This is a genomic window from Limosilactobacillus reuteri (assembly GCF_002254085.1).
Taxonomy (GTDB): Bacteria; Bacillota; Bacilli; order Lactobacillales; family Lactobacillaceae; genus Limosilactobacillus; species Limosilactobacillus reuteri_K.
On record NZ_NGPY01000022.1, the window covers coordinates 28,947 to 55,473 of the forward strand.

Here is a 26,527-nt window from a genome sequence, read left to right on the forward strand (position 1 = left end):
AATGTCGTTTAATTTTAATCCCAAGATCATCAAAACCACTAATAATAACGCTACAATATATTGAAACCATGATACAGGAGGAGGAAAACTACAATGAGCCATCTTTTTTATTTTCTAACTCATATTGCGGAAACAATCATTCCCATGTTTGAGTGGATGGGTGCTTGGAGTTACGTTCTCCTTTTTATCCTAATTTTTATGGAAACCGGATTAGTAATTTTTCCTTGGCTTCCTGGTGAATCACTTGTCTTTTTAACTTGTTCTTTTATCGCTTTTAACCCGATCTTAAAAATGGAAATCGTCATCCCCGTCTTCTTTTTCGCGGCGCTAATTGGTGACACAGTTAATTATTATATTGGTCATTCCCTTTCTCATTGGCAATGGCTCAAAAAAAGAATGGCCGGTCCCCGCTTTGAGAAAGCACAAGAATTTTTAGCCCGTCATGGGATCAAAGCTGTTGCACTAGGGCGATTTGTACCGCTCATTCGTACCTTTGTCCCCTTAATTGCTGGAACAATGCAGTTTCCATTTCACCGTTTCACAATTGGTAATATTATTGGCGTTACATTATGGGTAGCGATTGGTGCTGGATGCGGATATTACTTTGGAACAATTCCGTTTGTCCGTCATCACTTCTCACTTATCTTCTTAGCATTTGTTGTGTGTTCACTGTTAGGAGTTGGCTTGTTAGCACTTATCAAAGCGATTCGTCAACGAATTATTAAGCGAAACCGAATGCTATAATTGCTTTTTCTTCAGCAAAATCATGTTAAAATATAATAAGTATTTTATTTCGCTTAAAGGAGTGCTGTAACTATGGCAATCAACGTTTATTTTGTACGCCACGGACAAACCTATCTTAATCTCTACAATCGTATGCAAGGTTGGGCTGATGGTCCGCTAACGCCAAAGGGTGAAGAAGACGCCAAACGAGTAGGACGGGCGCTTGCTCCTATTCAATTTGATTATGTATTTTGCAGCGACCTTGCACGAACAGCTTCAACTACCCGTTTCTTGCTTGCTGAACATCCTGGCAATAATCCCAAGCCAATTCCAGAGCCAGCATTTCGTGAAGAATTCTTTGGCTACTTTGAAGGAGAAGATGGCCAACATTTCGCTGACTTTCTTGGTGGGCCAGAGGGTTATCACAGTTTTGCAGAAATGGTTGCCGGTTGGGGACCAGACAAATTAAAAGATAAGATTGCAGCAGCGGATAATTATGGTACTGCTGAGGACCACGTTGCTTTCTGGAAACGGGTTGATAAAGGCTTTGATCGCTTACGGGCATTACCAGATGGGGCAGAAGTACTAGTAGTTTCACATGGAGCCACTATTCGCTCAATTGTCCAACGGTATTCTGACGCTTACGATCCAGGTGATTCACCACGTAATGGCAGCATCACTAAACTCACTTTAGATAAAAATAATACTACTGTTGACTTTTACAATAAACTTGAATTACCAGAATAATATCCATAAAAGGGGGAACACTATTCTTCAATGGAGACTAACATACAAACTTTAGAACCAGTAATTATTACTGGATTAAATACTGGTCAAGAAGACTTTGACTACTCAATGGTTGAACTCGCTGAACTAGCACAAGCAAATCACATGGAGGTTATCGATCGGATTGATCAAGTCATCGATCGTCCTAATCCCGCTACCTACTTTGGAAAGGGTAAAGTAGAAGAAATTCGCGACGTGGCTGATGCTAATCACGTTCCTACTATTATTACTAATGATGAATTATCACCAAGTCAATTACGTAATCTTGAAGAAGGAACTGGATGTCGTATTCTCGACCGAACCGCTCTTATTTTAGAGATTTTCGCAACTCGTGCTCAATCTAAAGAAGCAAAACTCCAGGTGCAAATCGCTGAACTTCAATATCGATTACCACGTTTGCAAACTAGTGCAAGTGAGCGCCTAGACCAGCAAACTGGTGGAGGAAGCGGCTTTACTAACCGGGGAGCCGGGGAAACTAAACTTGAAATGGATCGTCGAACTATCCAACATCAAATTTCCCACCTTCGTCACGAATTAGCAGCCATTGATAAATCTGAACAGACAAAGCGAAAGCAGCGAGCAAAAAGCGCCATTCCAACAGCAGCTCTCGTTGGCTATACCAATGCTGGTAAGTCAACTATCATGAATGGTCTTGTGAGAAGATACGGAGCTGCTGAAGAAAAAACCGTTTTTGAAAAGAATATGTTATTCGCGACCCTTGATACAAGTGTCCGACAACTAACGCTTCCAGATCAAAAACGCTTCTTATTAAGTGATACGGTCGGTTTTGTCAGCAAGCTGCCTACTCACCTTGTTGAATCATTTAAATCCACGCTTGCAGAAGCCGCTAATGCCGACTTGTTAATCCAAGTTATTGATTATTCCGATCCACATTACAAGGAAATGATGGAAACAACTAACGAGACTTTAAAACAAATTGGAATTACTGATATCCCAATGATCAATGTGTTCAATAAAGCAGATAAAACTGAAATAGAATTTCCTATTCTCGAAGGTGACGATCAAGTTGTTATTTCAGCAAAGCAGGATGCTTCATTAGATCTTCTCGTTGACGTTATTAAGAAGCATCTCTTTAAAGACTATGTTACTACCACGCTTTTAATTCCATTTACTGATGGGTACGTCGTTTCTTACCTCAATGAACACACTAATATTTTAGATACTACTTATGAAAGTGATGGAACATTATTAACAGTAGAAATGTCAGTTCAAGATTATCATCGGTTTGGAAAGTATGAAAAGAACTAACATAAAAAGCAGCGATCAATTTTTGGCCGCTGCTTTTTATGTTAGTCTATCTCTCTGCTTTTACTCCGAAAATCAAGGAGACAATCATCACTAAGATTACTGCTCCAATAATAGATGGAATAATTGCCATTCCTGCTACTTGTGGTCCCCATGCACCTAACACTGCTTCACCGATTGACGAGCCAACCAGTCCAGCTACGATATTACTGATAACACCCATCGATCCACCGCGACGGGTTAATGCACCAGCAGCAAGACCGATCAATCCACCAACAATTAAAACCCAAATCCAATGCATAATTATCCCTCCTTTTTATCTTCCAACGTTTCTTTAAGATCAGTTGCTTTATCCTTAGCTTTTCCTTTAGCTTTCTGCAACTTTCCCTCAGTTTCGCGGGTCTTGTCGTTGGTTATTTTACCTTCAACCTCTTTTAATTTACCCACTACTTTATCTTTAATTCCATGTTTATCGCTAGCCAATATCATCAGTCCTTTCATCTATTCTTGGCTACTAGTGGCTGACAACATTTTATTAACTTCGCTCCCTTCTATAATGACTAGTGCTTTCAACAGTTTTAAGTTTAACAGTCTCCCAACAAGAAAGCGATATCTTAATAGGTTACTTACGTTTTCTTTAATAATTTTATTTATGTCTTAATTAAAAAGAAACTCTACCTTCATAAATTGGTAGAGTTTCTTTTTATTCTTGAACTTAATTACATTCTTATTTCATTTCGTGAATGCTTGCCTTCTAAAATCGTAACAGCATCATTCAAACTAATCTCGACCATATTGCGAATAGATGTTTCGGTTAGGAACGCAACGTGGGGTGTAACAAGAACATTTGGCATTGCCGCTAATTTCTTGTAATCATCTGGAATTTGATCTGGTGTAACTTGCTTCCCAAAGAAAGAAGTTTCGTCAGCTAATGTATCTAGGCCAGCACCTGCAATTTCTTTATTTTCCAAGGCAGAAATTAAGTCCGCGGTATTTACCAATTTTCCACGAGCCATATTAATCAAGTAAGCACTATCCTTCATCATCTTAAATTGTGGTGCTGCAATTATATTTTCGGTACTTGGTAATAACGGCGTATGTAAGGATAAAATATCCGCATTCTTAACAACAGTATCGAAATCGGTATATTCAACGTATGGTTCATATTCGACATTGTAAGACGGGTCATATGCAAGAACTTTTGCCCCCAGTGCCTTATAAATCTGAGCAGTGGCCCCACCAATGTTACCAAGGCCGATAATTCCCACGGTTAAATTGTAAATTTCATTGCTAATTAAATCATCGCTCCACCGAAAGTCACCATGACTCATACGTTGTTCGAATTCACCAATTCGTCGTAACAAGTACATCGCCTGTGTGACACCCATTTCTGCAATTGCTCGTGGTGAATAGATAGGAACATTCGTTACAATGATGCCATTTGCTTTACAAGCATCTAAATCAAAAATATCAACGCCAACCATTCGAGCAGCTAATTGCTTAATTCCCATGGCGGCTAATTGCTCATATAGTTTTTTATCCCCCAATTTTGTTGTCTGTTGAAGAGATACCCCATCATATCCTTCTGCAAGCTTAACTGTATCAGCATTTAATGGTTCAGTGACCATCTTGACGTCATTGCCTGTCTTCTTCGTCCATGCCTCAACATAAGGTTTTTCAGCGTCACGAACGCTATACATAATTAATTTCATCAGTTTTCCCATTCCTTTCCTAAAAACTGCTTACATTAATAGCTTAGCACTCCTTTACTTAATCATCAGTATTTTAGTAACAAAAAATGGTCTGTGACTTAAGCCAAGTTACTTTCATAAAAGACAAATGGCGCAGTACAACAATGGCCTCCAACGCCCGGTAAAACCGAACGTTAGAGGCCTATTATTGCTTGCGGGGGCTCGAAAACGAAGTCACGAGTGACTTCTGTCTCGCTCCCTCTGTTATCTTTAATTATTGTTCACCGTTATCTCCTTGGTTTGGGCGACGTTGTTGAAGGTGCATACCGTCATAATCGCCTTCTGGTCCAAGCAGTTCTTGGTTATTATCCAATTCTGAGCGACCAGCATAGTGATGATGTTGTAACCAAATCATACCGACTAGTAACAATGCATAGAAGACAATTGCGATTATGATAAGAACAGTGTTACAGAACATCGTGTAATGTGCTCCCAAACCACCAGAAATTGAATCACGGAGTCCTAAGATTGAGTAAGTCATTGGTAAGTACCAGTGAATTACGTTATAGAACTTCATTGTAATTTCCATTGGGAAGGTACCACCAGATCCACCTAATTGAAGCATCAAGAGAACCATGGCAAAGAATCGACCAGGATTATCAAAGAGCATTGAAAGGAACATAACAATTGCCATTGAAGCTAACCCAAAGCATATGGTTGTCGCAAAGAATGCAACTGGGTGAATAACTGTAAGTCCACAAGCCATCATAATTGCATCTTCGGCGATTGCCATTGCAGTTACTACCAGTGATCCAACTGTTACCTTACTTGCCCACCAAGCGATTGGGGCTTTACCAAATTCAGCAACCCGGCGAATTGGGTAAACAAAGTTAAATACAAGTGCCCCAACATAGATTGCTAATGACAGAACGTATGGTGCTAAGGCGTGACCATAGTTTGGTACATAACTGTAATCTGTGTGCTTAAGAGCAGTTGGTTCTGCAAACATCTTGGCAGTCCGAGGTGAAGTCTTAATACCATTGATTTGCTTTGCACCACCTTCAAGAGATGTGGCCAGTTGAGAAGCACCAGCATTCAACCGCGCAATTCCTGAAATAAGAGCAGGAGAATTGTCTTGAAGTTGTTGAGTCCCAGCAGCTAATTGGTTTACACCGGCAACAAGAGCAGGAACTTGACCGTTTAGTTGACCAAGCGCCCCAGCTAATTGAGCTGCGCCAGAGTTTAAGGCCCCGCTATTAGCGTTAAGCTGGGCAATTCCGCTGCCTAGTTGACCAACACCAGCTGTATATTGACCGACTCCACTAGCTAATTGACCAGCTCCGGCTCCAGCTTGGGCGACCCCAGCTGTGTATTGACCGATTCCACTAGCTAGTTGATTAGCACCAGCTCCAGCTTGAGCGACTCCAGCTGTGTATTGACCGATTCCTGAATTAAGCGTACCAGCACCGGCGGCAGCACTATCAACACCATTAGTGTATTGATTTACACCACTATTAAGCGTACTTGCTCCAGTGGAAATTTGACTTGTGGCTTGTTTAAGTTGATCGACAGCACCTGGCATTGCAGCTAATGTCCCTTTATAGCCATTTAAGGTTGCTAATAATGAGTTAGCTTGACGAATAGTTCCATCTGCATTATCTAACACAGCAGACATTTGTGAAAGCTGACCTAATTGTTGTTGCATACCACTCAAGCTTCCTTGAAGTTTGCTCAATTGACCAAGGGTTCCACTTAATCCTTGAATAGTAGAAACATTAGCACCGGCTTTTTGCGCAATTTGTTGAGCCGCCTGCTTGGATTGTTCACTAGCTTTATCATCGCTAAGAATTTGTTGTGCCAATCCAGCAATTTGACCATCATTAGCGGCAACGCCTTTAAGCTTGTCACCAGCACCAGCAGCACCAGATAACGCTCCGGAAGCCTGTTGAAGACTAGCCGCACTACTTTGAACACCAGCAAGAGCATTCTTGGCAGTTGCCAAACCGGTCTGGAGTTGACCTAGTCCTTGCTGAAGATTTTGTGCTTGATCCATGGCCCCCATAATCCCGTTAAAGTTAATGTTTCCTAATTGACTGTTAACGGTTGAATTCAACTGATTAGCACCCGATGCTAATTGACCTGAACCATTTCTTAAGTTAGCCGAATTACCACTTAACGTATTCAAACCACTACTTAATTGGTTAGCCCCTGAGCTCAACGTACCAGAATTAGCCATTAAAGTATTTAACCCAGCATTCAACTGACTAGCCCCTGAATTTAACGCACCAGAGTTAGCCATCAAAGTACTTAATCCACTGCTCAACTGGTTAGCTCCGGAATTAAGTGCACCGGAATTAGCCATTAATTGACCAACACCATTGCCGAGGAGGCTAACACCACCGGTATATTGCATGATCCCATTTGCTAAGGTTTGGCTCCCGGTAGCAAGTTGTTGCGCCCCAGAAGCTAATGGTGCAACGCTAACACGCAAGGTTTGAACCCCGTTATTTACTTGGGAAACTCCTGCAACATAACGGTTTACACCATCACTCAAGGTCACCATTCCGGTACCAATTTGTTGGGCACCATCAGCGGCCTTGTTCATCCCCTTACCTACAACATGTAATTGCTTAAACATTACCGTTGCGTAAGCATTAGTAACCTGGGCACGAATTTTTTCATTTAGCCGTGTCATCCCTGTTTGGGCAATTACCTGTCCAATGTAGTTCAAGGAACCATTAGTTTGGTAATGTAACTGCATCGTCTTAGGATGCTTTTGCAAAACAGTCGTTGCATTTTCAGAGAAATCCTTAGGAATCGTAACCACCGCATAGTACTTACGATGGCTCATCCCATACTTTGCTTCTTTAGCGGATACGAATTCCCACTTTAATTGATGATTTTTCTTCAATTCATTAACGGTCTGTTTCCCAACATCCATTTTCCGACCTTGGTATTCAACCGGAATGTCCTTGTTTACCACCGCAACTGGTAAGTTACGTGTACTTCCATACGGGTCCCATACTGATTTTAAGAAGAAAATACTATATAGGAAAGGTATGAAGCAAATAACCGTTACTGATAAAAGCAGTAATCGGTTATGAATAATATGACGAAATTCGCCTTTAATCATGCTCCACATTTAATACTTCACCTCAAAATTTATCCTTTCATAATTTTAGTTTGTTAGTGATTTGGTAGCTGCTCTTGCAAACTTAATAACGTCCTCAGTTGGTACGTCATAATTATTGCCTTGCCACCAGTAAAAGGTCCCGATAATAGCCCCACTCAATACATAAGCAAGCATCTCAGGATTATCAGACTTTTGCAGCGCCGTTACAATTGGATCATTAGTCTCAAGATTACGCCGCTCTAAAAGAACCTGACTTAAAATATTTAAAATTTCGGTATACAAAGAGCTTCGTGCACTATTAGGTGCTAAATGACGGATAACATCCTTATTTTTATCAATGTATGATAATAATTGCTTAATAATGTCATCTTCAGAATCTGTATTCTCCGTCAATTTATTAATTTGTGCATTTAACGTTTGCTCCAAGAGGTCATATTTATCACTAAAATAGCGATAAAAACTGCTCCGGTGCATCAATGCTTCTTTACAAATTTGATCAACCGTCAAACTTTCAAAAGAATTTTTCTCTAATAACGTTATCAATGCATTTTCAAAGTCACGAATAGTTCTCGTAACACGCATAACTCTTCCCTCCCCAAATAATACAAATTTAACATGATTATTCTAACTTGTTGCAATTCAGTACAACAGGGGTAATTAAAGATAATCATTTCAAAATAAGACAAAAATGGTTATTAGTTCATAAATAGACTCTTGTTTGTCCCTTAATCAAACGAAAACTATAATATGCTCCTAAATTTAACTGGTCAAGCGTGTTGTCAATAACTTTATGGGTCTTTCATAAATAAAATAATTATTAACTTGCTAAATCTCTTCTCTAAAATACGGTATAATAAAAGTATCAAAGCTATGTGATTGGAGGCTTCATAATGGCAAAAAATAAAAAGCATTTAACTAAATCAAAAGATCAAGTATTTCTTGGTGTCTTTGGGGGTATCGCTGATTACTTTGGTCTGGATGAAACTCTCGTCCGAGTAATCGGTATTCTTATTTTCGTCTTTACCGGCTTTTTCCCGCTCGGAGTCTTCTACCTCTTAGCTGCCCTCGTAATGCCTGAATACGATGATAATAAGACTAATAATGATGATAATATCGTCGACGGTGAATTCAGAGAAAAATAATATTGATTGCAGCAAAAAAGCTGAGGTTGGTAGAAATTCCTATCTCAGCTTTTTTTAAGCATTATTTCGTTGTTTATAAGCTACTTGAACCTGTAGTCCATAATCTTCTTCCGTTAAAATTGTTGAACCACTTCGTCCAGCAATCTTATTCGGGCCCCCAGTAACAACTACTGTCGCAAGATATAATTGATACTTATCATGCGCAGTATGGACATCCGTTAAGCCAATTTTGGTAATATGGCCAACTGGGCGCCGTTCCATTTGGTTCATCCCGATGTAGATTTCAAGACGGCGTTGCAATTCATCATGAACTAATTCAAAGTACGGTGGAACAGATTGTGAATTCAAAGCTGTAACTGGTTTTTCAGTTGCCTGATATTGTTCAACAATTTCTTTTTCACTCAGGCCATCATAGCCGTTAACAAACACACCCTCCATTAATAGTTGGTCAACAACACGTTGTAAATTATGCTGTTCATGTTCGTCAATTGCTACTGCTGCTGGAATCGTGTCGGCATTAGCAAACAAGCCATTCGACCGGTTTGCCAATTCTGCTGCTAGTCGTTGCTGTGCATCAAGAGGGGTCTTAGCCTTGCCGTCCTCAAATTTTTGACCAGTAATCTTTGCGACACGCGGTGAAATAAAATCAAATCGTGAAGTCTTTTCAAGAAAGTAAAAGACGAAATTAAGATAGATAAAATATGTTAATCCAATCACTGCTAAGCAATATAACAATGCCCGTAGCCAAACATGATTCATAAAGAGTCGGAACGTAACATAAACTAAATAAATATCGCCTAGTGAAGCAATAATGATATAAATACGACTCTTTAACTTTACATCAAGGTTAAAGTAACTCAATGACGAGTTAATCATATCAAGAAAACTAAACATTAATAACCCGCCTCCTTATCATTCAGTCGTAGTTGTTCCGGTAGTATTACCACCAATCGTGTCCTGTGTCGTTGTATTATTGTTAGTAGTTGTACCCGTTGATTGTGAGGTACTGTTTCGATTAGCACTTGTACTTTCATTTGTATTTGCTGATCGATTTGTCGATGTTTCTGTGCCAGTGTTTCCTGCTGACCGTGTAGTTTGATTAGTATCCCCAGTATCATTATCTGTTGTATCATTGTTATTACTCGTCCGGGTAGTTGAAGAGCTACTTGCACTTTCATCATTATCATCATCACGATCGCTTTGTGAAGTCCGACTTGATTGATTGCTTTCGTCATCACCCGATTGCTGAAATTGGCGACTTGTTGATACTGATGTTACTTTTGCACCTTCAGAAGTATGCGTTGCCTTATTAACCACTACATTGGTGGCACCCAACGCAAGTACCAATGATACAAGTGCAAAGGGGGTTACTAATGGCGGTATCTTTGCTCCCATGTCTCATTCTCCTTTTCCAGAGTATATAATACACGAAAACCGGCCCAATAAATATGAATTTATTGTAAAGATTTTTTCTGACATTGGGCACATATTCCGTGCAATTCAAAACGATGCCCAGTGATTTTAACTCCTGGCAACTGCTTTTCAAAGAATTCCTTATCAATTGGTGGCATTTGAATCTCTTGAACTCGTCCGCAAATATCACAAATAAAATGATGATGATGGGTAAAATCACATGAATATTTAACCTGCATCTGATCATGATGTTGACGCAATTCGACAATACCCAGTTTCTCAAATTCTTTGAAATTTCGATAAATAGTATCATGACTTAATCCAGGGAATTGTTCTCGAAGATATTGGTCAATTTCTACAATATTAAAGTAACGATCAGGATGCCGTGCAACTGATTCAATCATCATTTTACGTTGCTTAGTCCACCGCAAATGATGGTCTTTAATAATGGTCTGTGCTTGATCAATTAATTTCTCCAATATTTTTCCCTCCCGATTAGAGATGATATTGTAACATATTTTAGTTCTTTTTGGATAATATCTGCCTAACAATTATATCTATTTGTTGTTTGGTATTTTTCCACTGGTCATTAACTACGACATGCGCGATCCCTTTTAAAGCCGCTGGTAGGGCAAGATCACGGTGGTACTCTTTGCTATGTAAACGGGAACGAATTGCACTCAATTTATCGCCCCGCAGTGTCATTCGCTTTGCTAAAGAAGCCATATGGGTAACAGTCAAGAAAATAATTACTGCTTGGGCACCAAGTTGTTGATGGTAAGTAATCGCGCCAGCTGTGTCAAGAACAATCACGTCATTCTTTCCTTGTTCCCATCCTTCTGCTAAGCCTTCTAATGAAGAACCATATTGAAATTGATCATAAGTGACTTGCTCAAGCAAATGGAGTTTCTTCAAGGAAGTTGGTGTTTCAAAATGATAATCTACCCCATCTTGTTCTCCCGGACGTGGCAGTCGGGTCGTATGGGTGACTACCCGGTGCATATCATAATGATCTTGAAGGTAATTAGCGACCGTTGTTTTGCCGGACCCCGTTGCCCCTGTCACAATAAACACATACTTATTATTTTTCATCATTGTTTATTTTAAATGATCGTTAACTTGATCTAACAGTTCTTTTAAATTCTCGTAGGTTAACCGTTCACGAGCATCTTGATAATTGAACCATCCACAGTTCTTAATCTCTTCTGCTTGCAGGTGAATGTCTTCCTTATTATCTAACTCGGCAGTATAAAGGGTCATTTGCTTATGATTGCCATTTGGTAAGTCGTATTCGGTATACACCTTAAAACTGGTATCAATCGGTAATTCTAATTGCGTTTCTTCCTTTATTTCACGAATCGCTGTTTCCTCTAATGATTCATTGCCTTCAACGTGACCTTTAGGAAAGCCCCAGAAGTGTCCCTTATTTTGACTTTCTAAGAGTAAATACTCGATCCCGTTTTCGCCTTGACGATATACAACTGCTCCACTAGTAACTTCTATTGCCATTTTTATCCCTCTTTTGTAATTAAATTCCTCTAATTTACTTTTAATATTAACTAAGGTATTATTATTAATTATAAACGTGACGAACCATTTCGGCACGTACAATTTATTATAGCAAAGGTGGGTTAAAGATGAGCTTAAACATTATGCGAAAAGAGAGTCTTGATCGGTATCTTGGTGAAGACAAGCTTTTCGTTAAATCAATGAATGCTCGTGATCTCATGGCAATTGGGATCGGTACTGTTATTGGTACCGGGATTTTCATTCTCCCTGGAACAATTGCCGCAAATTCAGCTGGACCAGGAGTGTCATTGTCATTTCTGTTTTCAGCGATTGTCTGTGCACTAGCTGCAATGTGTTATGCCGAGTTTGCTTCTGCATTACCAGTTGCTGGGAGTGCATACTCGTACGGAAATGTAGTGTTTGGTGAATTCCTTGGCTGGTTGCTGGGCTGGGCGTTGGTTCTTGAATACATGTTAGCTGTTGCGTCTGTTTCAACAGGTTGGGCAGCCTACTTCAATACATTGCTTGAAGGAGTTGGTATTCACCTTCCTAAAGTACTATCGGGTCCCTTTGATCCAGCTCATGGCACCTACATAAATATCGTGGCGGTTGTAATTGTTCTTTTGATTACAGTAATGCTTGCACGGGGGATGCAATCCTCACTGCGTATCAATAACATTGCTGTTTTCCTTAAAATTGCAATTATCTTGATCTTTATTATTGTTGGTTTCTTCTTCATTAAGCCAAAAAATTACCATCCATTCCTTCCATACCACATGAAGGGTGTTATTCACGGGGCAACAATCGGTTTCTTTGCTTACCTTGGTTTCGACTGTGTTTCCAGTTCGGCTGCCGAAGTTAAGAATCCTAAACGAAATATGCCTCTGGGAATTATCGGAACACTTGCTGTTGCAACAATCTTATATACTGGTGTTGCCGTAGTCCTAACTGGAATGGTTAAGTACACCAAGCTTGATGTTGCTAATCCAGTGGCGTTTGCCTTACAGATGGTTCATCAAGACTGGTTGGCAGAATTATTATCAATTGGGGCTTTGATCGGAATGTTCACAATGATGGTTTCAATGATCTATTCTAGTTCTCGTTTGATCTATGCAATTGGTCGTGATGGTCTGCTTCCTTCATTCTTAGGCAAGCTTGATGAAAAGAGTCACTCGCCACAAGTAGCATTATGGATTGTGGCAATTATTATCGCTATCATGGGCGGACTTGTTTCTCTTGATCAACTTACAAGTTTAGTTAACATTGGAACCTTGTTTGCCTTCATGCTTGTTTCATTTGGGATTATTCCTCTTCGTAAGCGCAAGGATATTGGTAATCGCGGTGGCTTTAAGGTCCCTCTTTATCCGGTCCTTCCAATTCTTTCTGGTCTTGCCTGCCTTGGCATGATGACCCAACTGCAAAAAGAAACATACATTGGAGCAGCGATTTGGTTTGGAATCGGAATTATCATCTACTTCACTTACGGCTACTGGCACAGTAAGTTAGCAGAGAAAAATTAATAGCAAAAAATTTAAGAGTTATGTAGAGAGTGAGAAAATTATTTTTCCACTCCCTTTTTATTTAAGATAGCAATTTGCATTAAATACCATTTTTTTGTTAAGGTAGTATTACTTACTTTTTTATTCACAAGGAGGAATCAATTAGTTAGGCCAAATTTTGATCACATATGCCTAATTTTTTATGGAATATACAAAGAAGAATTACAAAAAAGCACCTTTATCATCAATTCACTTTCGAATATATTTTGCCCTCGCTCTTGGACAAATTGCTTGTGGTTTTGCTCTTGGAATTAGTGGAACCGCCCTTTCCCAAGCAACTGATTATATCAATATCCCCGACTTTTGGGTTGGCCTAATTGGTGCTGGGAGTTTAATTGGACTTGCTGGGAGTGCTTTAATGGGTAAAATCGCTGACCAATTTGGCCGACGAAGAATGTTGATGCTCGATATGTATCTTTTTTCTATATTTTCTCTTTTGCAATTAGCAACAATGAATCTTGTTATCCTGTTTAGCTTACGGATTTTAATCGGTTTAATGATTGCTATTGACTATACTGTAGGGAATGCTCTATTGGTAGAATGGTTACCAGCAAAAGAAAGCGGCCGCCTACAGAGCCAACTAATCGTTTACTGGACAATTGGCTTTATTACTTCATATATTGCTGGAATTCTAATAACGGGATTTGGCGCTCATAATTGGCAAGTTATCCTTGCATCAAGTGTCGTTCCAGGACTGATGGCTGCAATCTATCGGTCAATCTTCCGGATTCCGGCATCCCCGAGCTGGTTAGCAAGTCAAGGTAAGAATAAAACTGCTCAAAAACTAATTCAAAAACACCTTGGGAAAAAATGGGGATTATCATTAAAACAAATTCGTAGTAAAAAACCAAAAGCTGTCTCTCTTAAGACCCTCTTTAATCCCCCTTATCGCCGAAAAACCATTGTTGGTGGACTATTCTATGCTTGTCAGGCATTTTCATTTTTCGGTATCAGTATCTTCTTACCAATTCTCCTAAAAAGTATGAATCTTGGTAATAACAACCTCTCTGGGATTATCTATAATAGTTGCGTCCTTATCGGTGTAATTTTCGGTAGTTTAATCTTCAAGATTCTTAGTAGGCGGATGTTTTTGGTAAGAACATTTTTCCTTTCAGCAGCAGCCCTTATTTTATTAATAATTGGCAATAACTTTTCACCTTTCTTCCAAATTAGCGTTTTTGCGATCTTTGCGATAGTCTTATCCTCAGGACTTGTCCTTGATTATCCATATCCAACAGAACTATTTGATGTTAAGGTTCGCGCTAGTGGGGTTGGTACTTGTATCACTATCAGTCGTTTTGGGGCTGCTAGTGGAACATTCTTATTACCAATCTTAACTCATCTTGGTGGTCCAATTTTAGCAATGCTAATTTGTACTCTTGTTTTACTTATAGGTGGTACTATCTGTCTTTTATGGGCACCTGAAACTTCACCAAAATATATTTAACATTAATAATAGAATGGTCGGGAAAATTTCAAATTTTTCACCGACCATTTTTAGTTTTAAACATCAATCCAATAGACTAATCAATTTTTAACAAATAAATACTTGCGGTCATGATAAATCACAAAAATACCAGTAATAACAAATAAAGTAATCATGCTAACTCGCAAGTAAAACATCTCGCGACTATATTGCAGCTCCTGTTGGTGATCGATATACGGGATAAGGAGCGCACTCTTATTATCAAGTTGAAAATATGAAATTAATTCCAAAGCACCAAATAAAATAATTTGATTACAAAGCGAACCAAATACGGATAGTTTTTGATCAATGCTGCTATATTTATCGGGAACTTGTTCTCGTGCCCACTTCCCTAATAAGATAGCGCAAAAGACTGTTATAGCGGTCCCAAGCAAATATAGGTAGTCGGTATACGTTAAGAATAAGCCAAGAGTAAGAAAGATAAGGGTAGTTTTATAGCGAGTAGTTAATGGAATCTTTTGCAATTTAGCACTCAATGCACCCACTAACATTCCCGATAGCATCAATTCGATAAAAACAATGAAAATCCAATAAGCTTTATTCTGTTGAAAAGCAAATAGTAAAGTATAGATAATGACATAATTCTTGATCGCTCCGAGCCAAATACGAAATAGTTTAAAGGGTTGTCCCAGAATATTTCGTAGTTCAAGAATAATCCCAATAATTGCGAGCACGATTAGGGCCCAGCTAAAATCAGAAATTCGCCCCGTCTTCTTAAAGAAACTAATAATAAAAACCACGGTAAGCACGGCGATGGCAGGGAAAGCCGTTTTTAAATTAAAAGAGAATTTTAAATCCAGCGGTGTCTTATCTCGTTTAACAACAACGTAAGCGTAAATAACCTCAAGGCCCAGGAAAAAAGTATAAAAAACAAAACCGACAACTAACGGCAACTTCATCAGCAAAATTCCAAGGGCAATCAGTCCAATAATTACACTAAAGCCCGCGATAACATTTACTCGCTTCAAATCAATCCCAGAAATTTCCTTATTAGGATCACCGAGCAATTTTAACCCCGTCACACCAAAACCGATCAAGATCGCCGCCAAGCTAGCAAGCCACTCAAAGCGAAAATAAATTCCAATCGAAGCAAGGACTCCCCCAACAAAAGCAATGATTGAACAAAACTTAGTAACACCTGACCAAGAAGCTAAATTTAGGCGCCCATCGAGAATAAAGGGCATTACTTTTTCAACGGTGTAAACAAAAATGAACGGCCAAACAAATGTAATTATATTTGCATGGGCAATGATAGAGAATGCAAATAGCAACGTTGGAAATAGAATATAGCTTCGAGCAACAAATTCATGGTTAATTGCTAAAATTTTCTTCATAAGCAGCCTCCGATCACTTTGCCTTTTATTTTTAGTAAACCACATCCCCTTATAAAAGAAAAAGAATAGGACTCCTAACATGATTTTTAATGCTAGAAGTCCTAGTAGCTTTTTATTTAGCAAACATCTTAAATTCTAAAAATAAATCATTGTATTCACCTAAAACGCGTAATGGCAAATCACGATATACTTGCAAATGCTTCATCGTTGTTTCAGGAGGATAGAAAGCTTTATCATCGGTAATTTTTTTGGGTAATTCTTTTTTAGCCGCTTTATTTGGTGTCGCGTATCCAACGTATTGAGCATTTTGAGCCGCATTTTGGGGGTCTAACATAAAGTTAATAAATTCGTAAGCCGCCTTTTTATTACGCGCTGCTTTAGGAATCACCATGTTATCAAACCATATATTGCTTCCTTCGCTTGGCACAACATAGTGAAGGTGCGGATTAATATTCATCATTTCGCGCGCGTCACCAGAATAGGTCACACCCACTGCTGCTTCGTTTTGCTCCATATACATCTTCATCTCATCAGCAATAATCGCTTTTACATTGGGCGTCAACTGCTTTAAATGGGCCTGCGCAAGCTTCAATTGATGGTAGTTAGTCGTATTAACAGAATGATGCTGGGTAATAAGGGCAACCGCAAACACATCCCGCGCACTATCAATCAGCATGACATTATTCTTTAAACGCGGATTCCAAAGTTGTTCCCAATGTTGGACGTCTTTGCCATTTACTTTTTGGTCATTATAGATAATACCTAACGTTCCCCAAAAGTATGGCACAGAATAATGATTATCAGGGTCAAAAGAACGATTTAAGAATTGCGGATCAATATACTTAAGGTTAGGTAATTTTCGATGGTTAAGGGGTGCAATTAAATGCTCCTTTTTCATCCGTTGAACGGTGTATTCACTTGGCACAACGACATCATAATTAGTCCCACCTTGCCGAATCTTGGTTAACATTGATTCGTTGCTATCAAAGGTTTCATAATCAACATGGTAGCCTGTTTGATGTTCAAATTTCGTTATCAATGCTGGATCAATGTAGTCTCCCCAATTGTAAATGGTCAGTGTTTGTTTACCACCACCAGTTTTTTGCTGGTTGAGAGCGACGTCCCCAAGCGCTAACAAGATACAAATAACGACAATTGCGAGGAATGCAGTAAATATCTTTTTCATTGAGCATCCCCCTCTTTAACAGCCACAATCCGTGTCCGTCGACCGCCCCGTTTACTAATAAGGTAATAGCCAATTACTAACAGAAGCGAAACAATAAACATCAACGTAGAGAGGGCATTGATTTCAAGGTTAATTCCTTGTCGTGCCCGGGAATATATTTCCACCGATAACGTTGAGAAGCCATTTCCAGTAACAAAGAAGGTCACAGCAAAGTCATCAAGTGAATAAGTAAAAGCCATAAAATAGCCCGCAAAAATACCCGGGGCAATTGATGGAAGGATTACCTGGGAAAGGACTTGCCAGCGACTGGCTCCTAAATCATAGGCAGCATCTACTAATGTTGGGGACATTTCATTTAATTTTGGCAACACCATTAAAACAACAATCGGGATACAAAAGGCAATATGGCTTAAGAGGACTGAGACAAAGCCTAGTCTTACCCCCAGCATGGTGAAAAAGATTAAAAAGCTTGCCCCAATAATTACATCGGGCGAAACCATTAAAACATTATTCAAGGATAACAAACTATTCTTCCATGGGCGTCGTGCATCCTTAATTGCTAAGGCTCCTAATGTACCGATAATCGTTGCTAATAGTGACGCCAAAAATGCTACTAACAAGGTATTGATAACAATGGTAATTATTCGCGTATCCGCAAGCAAATCCGCATAGTGTTGCCAAGAAAAGCCATGGTATTTTTCCATTGTTTGGCCACTGCTAAAGGAAAAAATAACTAAATACAAAATTGGCGCATATAAGATCACAAAAACTAACGCGAGGTATGCTTTTCCCCATGACCATCGTTGCTTTTTCATTAATGGCGTCCTCCTTTCTGTTTCTTATCACCAGTCATAAACATAATAATAAACATTGCGATAATCAGAACGACCCCAATCGTTGAACCCATTCCCCAATTTTGCGTTGTGAGGAAATGTTCTTCAATTGCAGTCCCTAAAGTAATTACGCGATTTCCACCAATCAAGCGGGTAATCATAAAGAGTGAAAGTGATGGGATGAAGACTGCTTGAATCCCAGCTTTTACTCCTGGCATAGAAAGAGGCCAAATCACACGGCGAAAGGTTTGCCAATGAGTAGCGCCTAAGTCATAGCTGGCATTTATTAGGGATGGATTAATTTCGGCCAAGTTATTAAAAATGGGCAAAACCATAAACGGAATTTCAATATAAGCAGCCACAAACATAAAACTAGCATCCGTGAACAAAAGCTGGTGGCTCCCAAGACCCATAAACTGGAGGAAACCGTTAATTGTCCCCGTTCGACTAAACAAGCCGATAAACGCATACGTCTTTAATAACAAGTTGATCCATGTTGGCAAAATCACCAGCAATAGCCAAAACTGCTTATTAGGCAATCTATTCAAAACATAGGCTGTCGGATAACTAATCACCAATGTCACAAGGGTAATCAAAAAGGCATACCAGACCGAATTAAGCGTCATCTTAAGATAAACACCTGATGTCAGGTATTCAGCATAGTTATTAAGGGTCAGCTGACCATTGATATTAAAAAATGATTGATAAAGGATCAATACCAATGGCGCAATCACAAATAGGATAATCCATAATGCATATGGGACGATAAACATCGCTTTTTGCCGCATTAGTCCCCCTCCTCGTAGCTATCAAGGCGAGCATCAAAATCTTCTTCACTTTCGTTATACCGCATAACGTGAATATCTTCGGGATCAAATGTAATCCCTACTTTAGCTCCGACTTTTGTTTTATGAATAGAATTGATCTTCCACTTATGGTTACGTTGGTCAATCACCGTAATTTGATAATCAACGCCACGGAAAAGCTGGGTTTCAACAGTGCCGACTAATTTTCCTTTTTCAACTGTCGTAATGTCAAGGTCTTCTGGTCGGATGACAACTTCAACCTTTTCGTTTGGTTTCATCCCCGCGTCAACACAATCAAAATCTTGACCATTGATTGAAACTACATAGTCTTTTTTCATAATGCCCGGGACAATGTTGCTTTCGCCGATAAAATCAGCCACAAAATGGTTAAGCGGTTCATCGTAAATATCAACGGGAGTCCCACTTTGCTGGATCTTACCGTCATTAATGATCATAATTTGGTCACTCATCGCTAGTGCTTCTTCTTGGTCATGGGTAACAAAGATAAAAGTAATCCCCAGTCGCCGTTGCAATTGCCGCAATTCAGTCTGCATTTGAACTCGTAACTTATGGTCCAACGCAGACAAGGCTTCATCCAACAATAGTACTTTCGGCTTATTAACTATTGCCCGGGCAATGGCAACTCGCTGTCGTTGTCCACCAGACATTGCGGTGATTTCCCGATCATCATAGCCATCTAATTGAACCAGGTGCAAAGCTTCTTTTACGCGTTGTTTAATTTCTGCTTTTTTGACACCCTTAATTTGTAATCCAAAGGCAACGTTTTCTGCCACATTCATATGAGGGAAAAGGGCGTAATCTTGAAAGACGGTATTGACTTGCCGTTGATTGGCTGGAATATCATTGATTTGATTTCCATCAAAATAAATTTTCCCACTACTAGGATGATCAAAGCCAGCAATCAAGCGTAAAATTGTTGTCTTTCCTGATCCCGATGGTCCTAATAAGGTATAGAATTTACCGGTCTCAATTTCAAAGCTTATATCACGCAACACAACGTTATCATCATACTGTTTGCTTACATGCTGAAATTCCATTATGTTTTTTACCATCAGCGTTTCCCCAATCATCATTTTTTAAACTAAGTCTTAGTATAAAGTATACGCCTTAAATCGCAACACTGTTTATCCTAAGCAAATTATAATAAAAGTGCGATAATTAATATATCAAATTTTATACGAGGTGTTCCAGATGAAAATCAATCAATTTAGTATTACTTCAACTACACCACAAGCACGGCGCCAAGAATTAATGCAGATTCACTTGCTGCGGAAAAACGAAGAACAAACTTTAACACCAAACGCAATGTTTGAAACCTTCTTAGCACGCATTCATATGGCAAGTGCCCAGCCGATCGTCACTAAACAGTGGCTTCATGACCTCTTAGCTACTCCTGACCTTGCTCTTGATGATTGGTTTGACCAGAATCAGATATTAACTGATGAAGTATTTTACCTCGTCGTCCTCCAACTACTCGATTTTGAGGCCGCAGTTGATTTTGATATTACAGATCCCCTTGCTACAGTTAAGAAAATTGGTTTGCCAGTCGAATCACATCAAAAATGGACAACCGCCAACGTTATCGATGCTTTTTACCTTCTTTTAAATACTCACAACAAAACCGGTCAATCGCTTATTGATCATTTAACGGCAGAGGGCTTTATGGCTTGGAGTTACCAGCTTCCAGCTGAACAAAAACCACTCTTTTTCAACGGGAAGCCGCTTGCCAGTTTTGATCCTGCCAAATTCATTCGTGAGGTTGTTTATATTGAGACCGATATGGATACCGATTTTGATGGTAAAGCAGATTTAGTTAAAGCGGAAATCATGCGGCCAATTGAGTCAGACCATGGCTTAAAAGTTCCCGTTGTCTTTACTGCCAGTCCTTATAATCAAGGAACAAACGACGAATGGGGCGAAAAAGCAACACATAACGTCAACCTTCCTTTGAAGCATAAGGATCCTGATTATCAGGCCCCAACTGAAGACACATTCCCGACTAATTTTTCCCGACAAAAGGTTACTGGTGAAAGCCAACATGCAACAGAAACATTTAGCACCACGCCAGCATACACGCTAAATAATTACCTCGCTGTTCGTGGTTATGCGGTTGTTTATTCAGCCGGAATCGGTACTAAAGATTCGGATGGCCTGCAAACGTGTGGTTCTCCAGAACAGACTGATGCGATGAAGGCGGTCGTCGAGTGGCTTCATGGTGATCGCCAAGCCTTTACTGACCGTCATAGCGGTACCACAATCAAGGCGACCTGGTGTAATGGTAAAGTCGCAATGACTGGGCGTTCATATCTCGGTACGCTAGCCACCGCTGTCGCAACCACTGGTGTACCAGGCCTCGAAGCAATTATTAGTGAAGCGGCCATTTCTAGTTGGTATGACTATTACCGAGAAAATGGCCTTGTCCGCGCACCGGGTGGCTTTCAAGGAGAAGACGCCGATGTTTTAGCTGACGAAACATTTAGTCGAACTAAGCGCCCCGCAGACTATCGCCGAATTGAAAAAGTAAATGATAAATATATTGCTAAAATGCAAGGAGCAATGGATCGGACGACTGGTAATTATAATGAGTTCTGGGACCACCGCAATTACCGGCATGATCTCGAAAATATCAAAGCTGCCGTGATGATGGTGCATGGCCTTAATGATACCAATGTCCGTCCTAGTAACGTTAAAGCGCTTTATGACGGCATTCAAAGTCTGCCGATTACAAGTAAACTCATCCTTCACCAGGGACAACATATTTATATCAATGCCTTTCGTTCATTAGATTTCTCTGACATGGTTAATCTCTGGCTTGCTAATAAGCTCTGGGGACAAGAAAATCAGGCTGATGATACGTTACCAAGCGTTCTTGTGCAAGACAATACCACCCCTGAAACTTGGACCGCATATGACCAATGGACTGCGGGCGAGCAGAAACAGTACCAATTTAACGACCATCGCCTAACGAATTTGCCCGGACTAGGAATCCAAAGCTTTAATGACCAACAACCAGAAGAAAAGTACCTTCAATGGTGTAAACACCCCGAAGCATGGGCAAAGGCACTCGTGAATGATAACGGGCAATTTAGTCGGCGCTTTGTAACTGCTGTATTTAATGATGATACGCTTCTCCGCGGAACACCGGCTGTCACATTAAAAGTAGCTTCTTCGAAAAATTATGGAATGATTAGCGCCCGGCTTGTTGATCTTGGCAGCAGCAAACGCCTTACAATGTCGCCTGTTCTGTTTAATCGTAATGGTCTTGAGCTAGGCTATCACTGGAAGACAGATGACCTTCGTGAATTTAAATTAGCAAAAGAAGCAACTAATTATAAGGTAATCGCAAGTGGACATATTAATTTGCAAAATCGAAATAATCCAGCACAAGTTGAAGAATTAGCCGTTAATCAATTTGTCACTGTTAAGTTTGATCTTCAACCAATTTTCCACCGAATTGTAGCTGGCCATCAATTAGGGATCATTATTTATAGTACTGATTACGAATACACGCTTCGTGGCAACGAACGGATTGAGTATCAATTAGCGCTGAGTGGCTGTCATCTTAGTATTCCAGGTGTTACTATTTTGAACTAAATGCTCACTAAAAAGACAGCGGATAGAAACTAGTTTTAGCAGAATTCAGCTAATTGCGGTAAAATAGTTAGTATTACCAATAAAAAGGAGAGATTCGAGAATGAAACAAGGCACTAAAATTATTACCCTTGATAACGGCTATCATCTATGGACGAATACCCAAGGTGAAGGTGATATTCATTTATTGGCTTTACATGGGGGTCCTGGTGGCAATCATGAATACTGGGAAGACGCTGCTGAACAATTAAAGAAGCAAGGTCTTAACGTTCAAGTAACAATGTACGATCAATTAGGTTCACTCTATTCTGATCAACCTGATTTTTCTGACCCTGAGATTGCGAAGAAGTACCTTACTTACGAATATTTCCTTGATGAAGTAGATGAAGTACGAGAAAAGCTTGGCTTAGACAATTTCTATCTTATCGGTCAAAGTTGGGGTGGCCTTTTAGTTCAAGAATACGCTGTTAAGTATGGTCAACATCTTAAAGGCGCAATTATTTCTTCAATGGTTGACGAGATTGACGAATATGTCGACCGAGTTAATGAATTACGGGAAAAGACTCTTTCTCCAGAAGCAGTTGCCTTTATGAAAGAATGCGAAGCCAAGAACGATTACAGTAATCCTAAGTATCAAGAATACGTTCAAGTAATGAATGAACAATACGTTGACCGGAAGCAACCATCCAAGCTTTATCATCTTAAAGACCTTGGCGGTACAGCGGTTTACAACGTCTTCCAAGGTGATAACGAATTTGTGATTACCGGTAAGCTTAAAGACTGGCATTTCCGTGACCAATTGAAGAACATTAAGGTGCCAACTTTAATTACATTTGGTGAACACGAAACGATGCCAATCGAAACTGCTAAGACAATGAATAGTCTCATTCCAAATTCACAGCTAGTTACTACTCCCGATGGTGGTCACCACCACATGGTAGATAACCCCGATGTATATTACAAGCACCTCGCTGACTTTATTCGGAATGTTGAAAATAATACGTTTAATAATTAATAAAAAGACCGGGGAAATGTTTCTCGGTCTTTTTATTAATAATTCATGAATCATATTTTAAAAATATCTTAACTAGAACTAAAATATTAAATGAATATGGTACGATATTTATACGATAAATACGAAGGAATGATTAAAGCAAAAACTTAATACGGCTTCACTGATGTTGTTCGCTTAAGGTGTGGGACCTTTAAGCATTAGTTACTTTACTCAATTTATATATTTAAGGGGAAAAATGAAAGAAAATTATCAACTAACAACTGACGAAATAAAGAAAGAATACCAATTAACTGATTTTACTCAAGGTTTATCAACCCAAGCTGTCGAAAAACGGCTTGCTGATGAAGGACGTAATATCATTGAAGTAAAACCAACGCCAAAGTGGAAACTCTTCTTACGCCAGTTTAACAATATTGTTATCTACATTTTATTAGCCGCTACTTTATTGACCATTTTAATCGGTCACTATACTGATGCGATTGTTATCGGTGCGGTTGTCATTCTAAACGCGCTCATTGGTTATTTCCAAGAATCAAGTGCAGCAAATGCCCTCGCCAAAATTAAAGAGATGATGGCGCAACATGCCACCGTCTACCGTGATGGGAAACGACAAGATATTGATGCCGCGGATCTTGTCCGTGGGGATGTTGTTTTCCTCGAAGCCGGTGATAATGTACCAGCTGACTTACGGATCGTCTCAGCTGATAACTTACGAATTGAGGAATCGGCTTTAACCGGTGAAACCAATTCAGTTATCAAAACTGATGAAGCAATTACCGACCAAGACGTTCCTCTCGCTGATCGTGTTGATATGGCATATGCTTCCACTTCAGTTACAAGCGGAAGTGGCCTAGGAGTTGTAGTCGCAACTGGTGAACAAACCGAAATTGGTAAGATTTCCCAAGAAGTTGCGCAAATCAAGCCAAAGAAGACCCCATTAACTAAAGAAATTGACCATGTTGGAAAGGTCGTTTCTTATATTACGATTACTGCTTCAGTGATTGTTTTCATTGTCGGCTTCTTCCTCGAAATTTACTCCTTGCCTGCCCTTGCGCTCGCAGTCGTGGCAATGTTGGTTGGTGCGATCCCAGAAGGTTTGCCTGCAATCACCTCTGTTATCTTAGCCTTTGGTATTAGCAAAATGGCAAAAGAGCATCAGACGATTATCAAATCAATGCCTGCTGTTGAAACATTAGGCTCGGTCGATGTTATTGCTACTGATAAAACAGGAACTCTTACCAAAAACGAAATGACCGCCATTGAGTTATGGGTGGGCGATAAACACTACACGGTTACCGGAACTGGTTATGCTCCTAATGGTGAGATTCTCTTAGATGGTAAACCAGCTCAACTGACAGATCAACTCAAACTTTTCTTAGAAGCTGGATACCAAGCAAATGATACGGTTTTAACTGATGAAAACGGCACCTGGCATATTAATGGTGAACCAACTGATGGAGCTTTCTTAACTCTTTACCACAAAGCGTTTGGGGCTAAATATCAATCGCCATATAAAGCAGTTGACCTCCTTCCATTTGATTCTGATTACCGTTATATCGCTGAATTAACTCGTGATCCGGAAGATAAGCAGCAAGTTATCTTTGTTAAGGGATCGCCAGATAAGCTCTTTGAAATGGCCACAAAGGAAGATCCACAATTTGATACTGCTAAGTGGCAACAACGGGTAGATGACTGGTCCAAAGCCGGAAAACGAGTTATTGCTGTCGGTTACCAACCAGTTAATGGCGAAAACCTAATGGAAGTCGAACATGACCACCTCTACAAAGGAATTCACTTACTTGGCTTAGCTGCTCTTCAAGACGCCCCGCGTGAAGAAGTGATCGTTGCATTAAAGCAAATGAACCGTGCTGGTGTTTCCGTTAAGATGATAACAGGGGATGACCCGCAAACTGCCCGTGCAATCGGTAAACAACTAGGCTTATCAACCGGTCCAATCAACGCAATCACAGGTGCAGAATGGGATAAACTTTCTGCCAGTGAACGAGAAGAGGCTGCTTTAAACAACCAAGTCTTTGCGCGGACAACTCCACAAAACAAGCTTGAAATTATTGAAGCGCTCCAAAACCGGCAAAAGATCACCGCGATGGTTGGGGATGGAGTTAACGATGCCCCCGCCTTAAAGAAAGCCGATATTGGGATTTCAATGGGGATCAAGGGAACGGACGTCGCTAAAGATGCTGCTGACATGATCTTAGGAAATGATAACTTTGCGGTAATGGCGGCTGTTATCAAAGAAGGTCGGCGAATTTACGATAATATCAAAAAGAGTATCTTATTCTTATTACCAACCTCCTTTGCGGAAGGATTAGTGGTTGCCTTCTCCATTCTTACCGGCCAGCAAGTTCCCCTCCAACCGGCGCAGTTATTGTGGATTAACTTAATCGCCGCAATCACTATCCAGTTTGCGTTCGTCTTTGAAAAAGCAGAAAAGGGCATCATGGATCGCAATCCTCGTCCAGTGACCCAACGATTAATGAATCGGCATGATTTAATCCAGATGGGTTATGTCTCAGCCTTAATGGCGCTGTTCACCTTAATTGGTTACGAATGGTTCATCAGTGCTGGGGCAGACGTTGTCAATGCTACAACAATGATGGTTAATACCATTGTTATTAGTAAGGCCTTCTACTTCTTCAGCATTCGAACTGAACGATATGGACTAAAAGAAGTTGGAAATATTGGCAAGAAAGCCTGGGGCGTTATTGGATTGATGATTCTTTTCCAATTGATCTTTACCTACGTTCCATTTATGCAGGCGGCCTTCCACGTGACCGGAATTAGTTTGCTGGAATGGCTAGCAGTAATTGTCTTCTCTTGCTTAATCTTCTTATGTACTGAATCCGATAAAATGATTCGTTTCCGTCTAAATCGACGGTAAAATTAACGACACTGAATTAGATTTCATCTTCTTCAGTGTCGTTTTTCTATTTCGTAAGTTTTCGTAATGTTTTGATCAAATCTATGTAAGCGCATTCCGCAATTTGATATGATACACCTAACACATAGAAAAGG

At 39.8% G+C, this 26,527-nt stretch carries 24 protein-coding genes; 9 read left to right on the top strand and 15 right to left on the bottom strand.

Annotated elements, in window-relative coordinates:
* Positions 1 to 93: 93 nt before the first annotated feature.
* The 3 genes from CBG10_RS05175 (at position 94) to hflX (ending at position 2,778) form a co-directional block, all read left to right on the top strand.
* On the top strand, positions 94 to 744 hold the full coding sequence (locus CBG10_RS05175; protein WP_094511887.1) for a DedA family protein: 651 nt from the start codon (positions 94 to 96) through the stop codon (positions 742 to 744).
* Positions 745 to 816: 72 nt separating this feature from the next.
* On the top strand, positions 817 to 1,470 hold the full coding sequence (locus CBG10_RS05180; RefSeq protein WP_019251547.1) for a histidine phosphatase family protein: 654 nt from the start codon (positions 817 to 819) through the stop codon (positions 1,468 to 1,470).
* A gap of 30 nt (positions 1,471 to 1,500) precedes the next feature.
* Positions 1,501 to 2,778 (top strand): GTPase HflX, encoded by a 1,278-nt coding sequence (gene hflX, locus CBG10_RS05185; RefSeq protein ID WP_094501324.1) that lies wholly within the window; start codon positions 1,501 to 1,503, stop codon positions 2,776 to 2,778.
* A gap of 46 nt (positions 2,779 to 2,824) precedes the next feature.
* On the opposite strand, the gene CBG10_RS05190 is transcribed toward hflX, so the two are convergent.
* From CBG10_RS05190 to CBG10_RS05210, 5 genes are all read right to left on the bottom strand, one after another.
* Positions 2,825 to 3,076, bottom strand: a complete 252-nt coding sequence (locus CBG10_RS05190; RefSeq protein WP_003664819.1) for a GlsB/YeaQ/YmgE family stress response membrane protein — start codon at positions 3,074 to 3,076, stop codon at positions 2,825 to 2,827.
* Positions 3,077 to 3,078: 2 nt separating this feature from the next.
* Entirely contained in the window at positions 3,079 to 3,276 is a 198-nt protein-coding gene (locus tag CBG10_RS05195; protein WP_003675030.1) for a CsbD family protein, read from the bottom strand.
* 218 nt (positions 3,277 to 3,494) lie between these two features.
* Positions 3,495 to 4,487: a D-2-hydroxyacid dehydrogenase gene (locus CBG10_RS05200; RefSeq protein WP_094508338.1), complete on the bottom strand. Its 993-nt coding sequence runs from the start codon at positions 4,485 to 4,487 to the stop codon at positions 3,495 to 3,497.
* A 253-nt stretch (positions 4,488 to 4,740) separates the two neighbouring features.
* Positions 4,741 to 7,608: a YhgE/Pip domain-containing protein gene (locus CBG10_RS05205; RefSeq protein ID WP_094511889.1), complete on the bottom strand. Its 2,868-nt coding sequence runs from the start codon at positions 7,606 to 7,608 to the stop codon at positions 4,741 to 4,743.
* 36 nt (positions 7,609 to 7,644) lie between these two features.
* Positions 7,645 to 8,181, bottom strand: coding sequence for a TetR/AcrR family transcriptional regulator (locus CBG10_RS05210; RefSeq protein ID WP_003664827.1), 537 nt, complete (start codon positions 8,179 to 8,181; stop codon positions 7,645 to 7,647).
* Between the two features lie 308 nt (positions 8,182 to 8,489).
* Between CBG10_RS05210 and CBG10_RS05215 the strand changes: the two genes are divergently transcribed.
* A complete protein-coding gene (locus CBG10_RS05215) occupies positions 8,490 to 8,741 on the top strand; it encodes a PspC domain-containing protein (RefSeq protein ID WP_094511891.1) in 252 nt (83 codons plus the stop codon).
* A 54-nt stretch (positions 8,742 to 8,795) separates the two neighbouring features.
* Here the strand turns inward: CBG10_RS05215 and CBG10_RS05220 are convergent, their stop codons facing one another.
* From CBG10_RS05220 to CBG10_RS05240, 5 genes are read right to left on the bottom strand one after another with little or no spacing between them, the layout of a single operon-like run.
* Positions 8,796 to 9,635 (bottom strand): DUF6681 family protein, encoded by an 840-nt coding sequence (locus tag CBG10_RS05220; protein ID WP_019251542.1) that lies wholly within the window; start codon positions 9,633 to 9,635, stop codon positions 8,796 to 8,798.
* Positions 9,636 to 9,653: 18 nt separating this feature from the next.
* Positions 9,654 to 10,136 (bottom strand): hypothetical protein, encoded by a 483-nt coding sequence (locus CBG10_RS05225; protein WP_094511892.1) that lies wholly within the window; start codon positions 10,134 to 10,136, stop codon positions 9,654 to 9,656.
* 59 nt (positions 10,137 to 10,195) lie between these two features.
* The gene (locus CBG10_RS05230) at positions 10,196 to 10,633 is read right to left on the bottom strand and encodes a Fur family transcriptional regulator (protein ID WP_003664834.1); all 438 of its coding nucleotides are present in this window, start codon (positions 10,631 to 10,633) and stop codon (positions 10,196 to 10,198) included.
* Between the two features lie 40 nt (positions 10,634 to 10,673).
* A complete protein-coding gene (locus CBG10_RS05235; protein WP_094501340.1) occupies positions 10,674 to 11,246 on the bottom strand; it encodes a guanylate kinase in 573 nt (190 codons plus the stop codon).
* A 6-nt stretch (positions 11,247 to 11,252) separates the two neighbouring features.
* The gene (locus CBG10_RS05240; protein ID WP_003664837.1) at positions 11,253 to 11,663 is read right to left on the bottom strand and encodes a bis(5'-nucleosyl)-tetraphosphatase; all 411 of its coding nucleotides are present in this window, start codon (positions 11,661 to 11,663) and stop codon (positions 11,253 to 11,255) included.
* Between the two features lie 128 nt (positions 11,664 to 11,791).
* On the opposite strand from CBG10_RS05240, the gene CBG10_RS05245 reads away from it, so the two are divergent.
* A complete protein-coding gene (locus tag CBG10_RS05245) occupies positions 11,792 to 13,183 on the top strand; it encodes an APC family permease (RefSeq protein ID WP_094511894.1) in 1,392 nt (463 codons plus the stop codon).
* A 181-nt stretch (positions 13,184 to 13,364) separates the two neighbouring features.
* Positions 13,365 to 14,669: an MFS transporter gene (locus tag CBG10_RS05250; protein WP_019254197.1), complete on the top strand. Its 1,305-nt coding sequence runs from the start codon at positions 13,365 to 13,367 to the stop codon at positions 14,667 to 14,669.
* Positions 14,670 to 14,749: 80 nt separating this feature from the next.
* Here CBG10_RS05250 and CBG10_RS05255 read toward each other — a convergent pair whose 3' ends face one another.
* The 5 genes from CBG10_RS05255 to CBG10_RS05275 all read right to left on the bottom strand — a co-directional run bounded on the left by CBG10_RS05255 (position 14,750) and on the right by CBG10_RS05275 (position 19,940).
* The gene (locus CBG10_RS05255; RefSeq protein WP_019251536.1) at positions 14,750 to 16,042 is read right to left on the bottom strand and encodes a hypothetical protein; all 1,293 of its coding nucleotides are present in this window, start codon (positions 16,040 to 16,042) and stop codon (positions 14,750 to 14,752) included.
* Positions 16,043 to 16,154: 112 nt separating this feature from the next.
* Positions 16,155 to 17,228 (bottom strand): ABC transporter substrate-binding protein, encoded by a 1,074-nt coding sequence (locus CBG10_RS05260; RefSeq protein ID WP_035153646.1) that lies wholly within the window; start codon positions 17,226 to 17,228, stop codon positions 16,155 to 16,157.
* The gene (locus tag CBG10_RS05265) at positions 17,225 to 18,043 is read right to left on the bottom strand and encodes an ABC transporter permease (protein WP_094502179.1); all 819 of its coding nucleotides are present in this window, start codon (positions 18,041 to 18,043) and stop codon (positions 17,225 to 17,227) included. Before CBG10_RS05265 ends, CBG10_RS05260 begins: the two co-directional genes overlap by 4 nt.
* Entirely contained in the window at positions 18,043 to 18,849 is an 807-nt protein-coding gene (locus tag CBG10_RS05270; RefSeq protein ID WP_003669044.1) for an ABC transporter permease, read from the bottom strand. The genes CBG10_RS05265 and CBG10_RS05270 overlap by 1 nt, the downstream gene beginning before the upstream one ends.
* Positions 18,849 to 19,940, bottom strand: coding sequence for an ABC transporter ATP-binding protein (locus CBG10_RS05275; RefSeq protein WP_094502177.1), 1,092 nt, complete (start codon positions 19,938 to 19,940; stop codon positions 18,849 to 18,851). The genes CBG10_RS05270 and CBG10_RS05275 overlap by 1 nt, the downstream gene beginning before the upstream one ends.
* A gap of 139 nt (positions 19,941 to 20,079) precedes the next feature.
* On the opposite strand from CBG10_RS05275, the gene CBG10_RS05280 reads away from it, so the two are divergent.
* From CBG10_RS05280 to CBG10_RS05290, 3 genes are all read left to right on the top strand, one after another.
* Positions 20,080 to 22,482: a Xaa-Pro dipeptidyl-peptidase gene (locus CBG10_RS05280; RefSeq protein WP_094502175.1), complete on the top strand. Its 2,403-nt coding sequence runs from the start codon at positions 20,080 to 20,082 to the stop codon at positions 22,480 to 22,482.
* A 100-nt stretch (positions 22,483 to 22,582) separates the two neighbouring features.
* Positions 22,583 to 23,494, top strand: coding sequence for a proline-specific peptidase family protein (locus CBG10_RS05285; protein WP_003669047.1), 912 nt, complete (start codon positions 22,583 to 22,585; stop codon positions 23,492 to 23,494).
* 235 nt (positions 23,495 to 23,729) lie between these two features.
* Positions 23,730 to 26,393: an HAD-IC family P-type ATPase gene (locus CBG10_RS05290; protein ID WP_094511896.1), complete on the top strand. Its 2,664-nt coding sequence runs from the start codon at positions 23,730 to 23,732 to the stop codon at positions 26,391 to 26,393.
* The last annotated feature ends 134 nt before the right edge of the window (positions 26,394 to 26,527 follow it).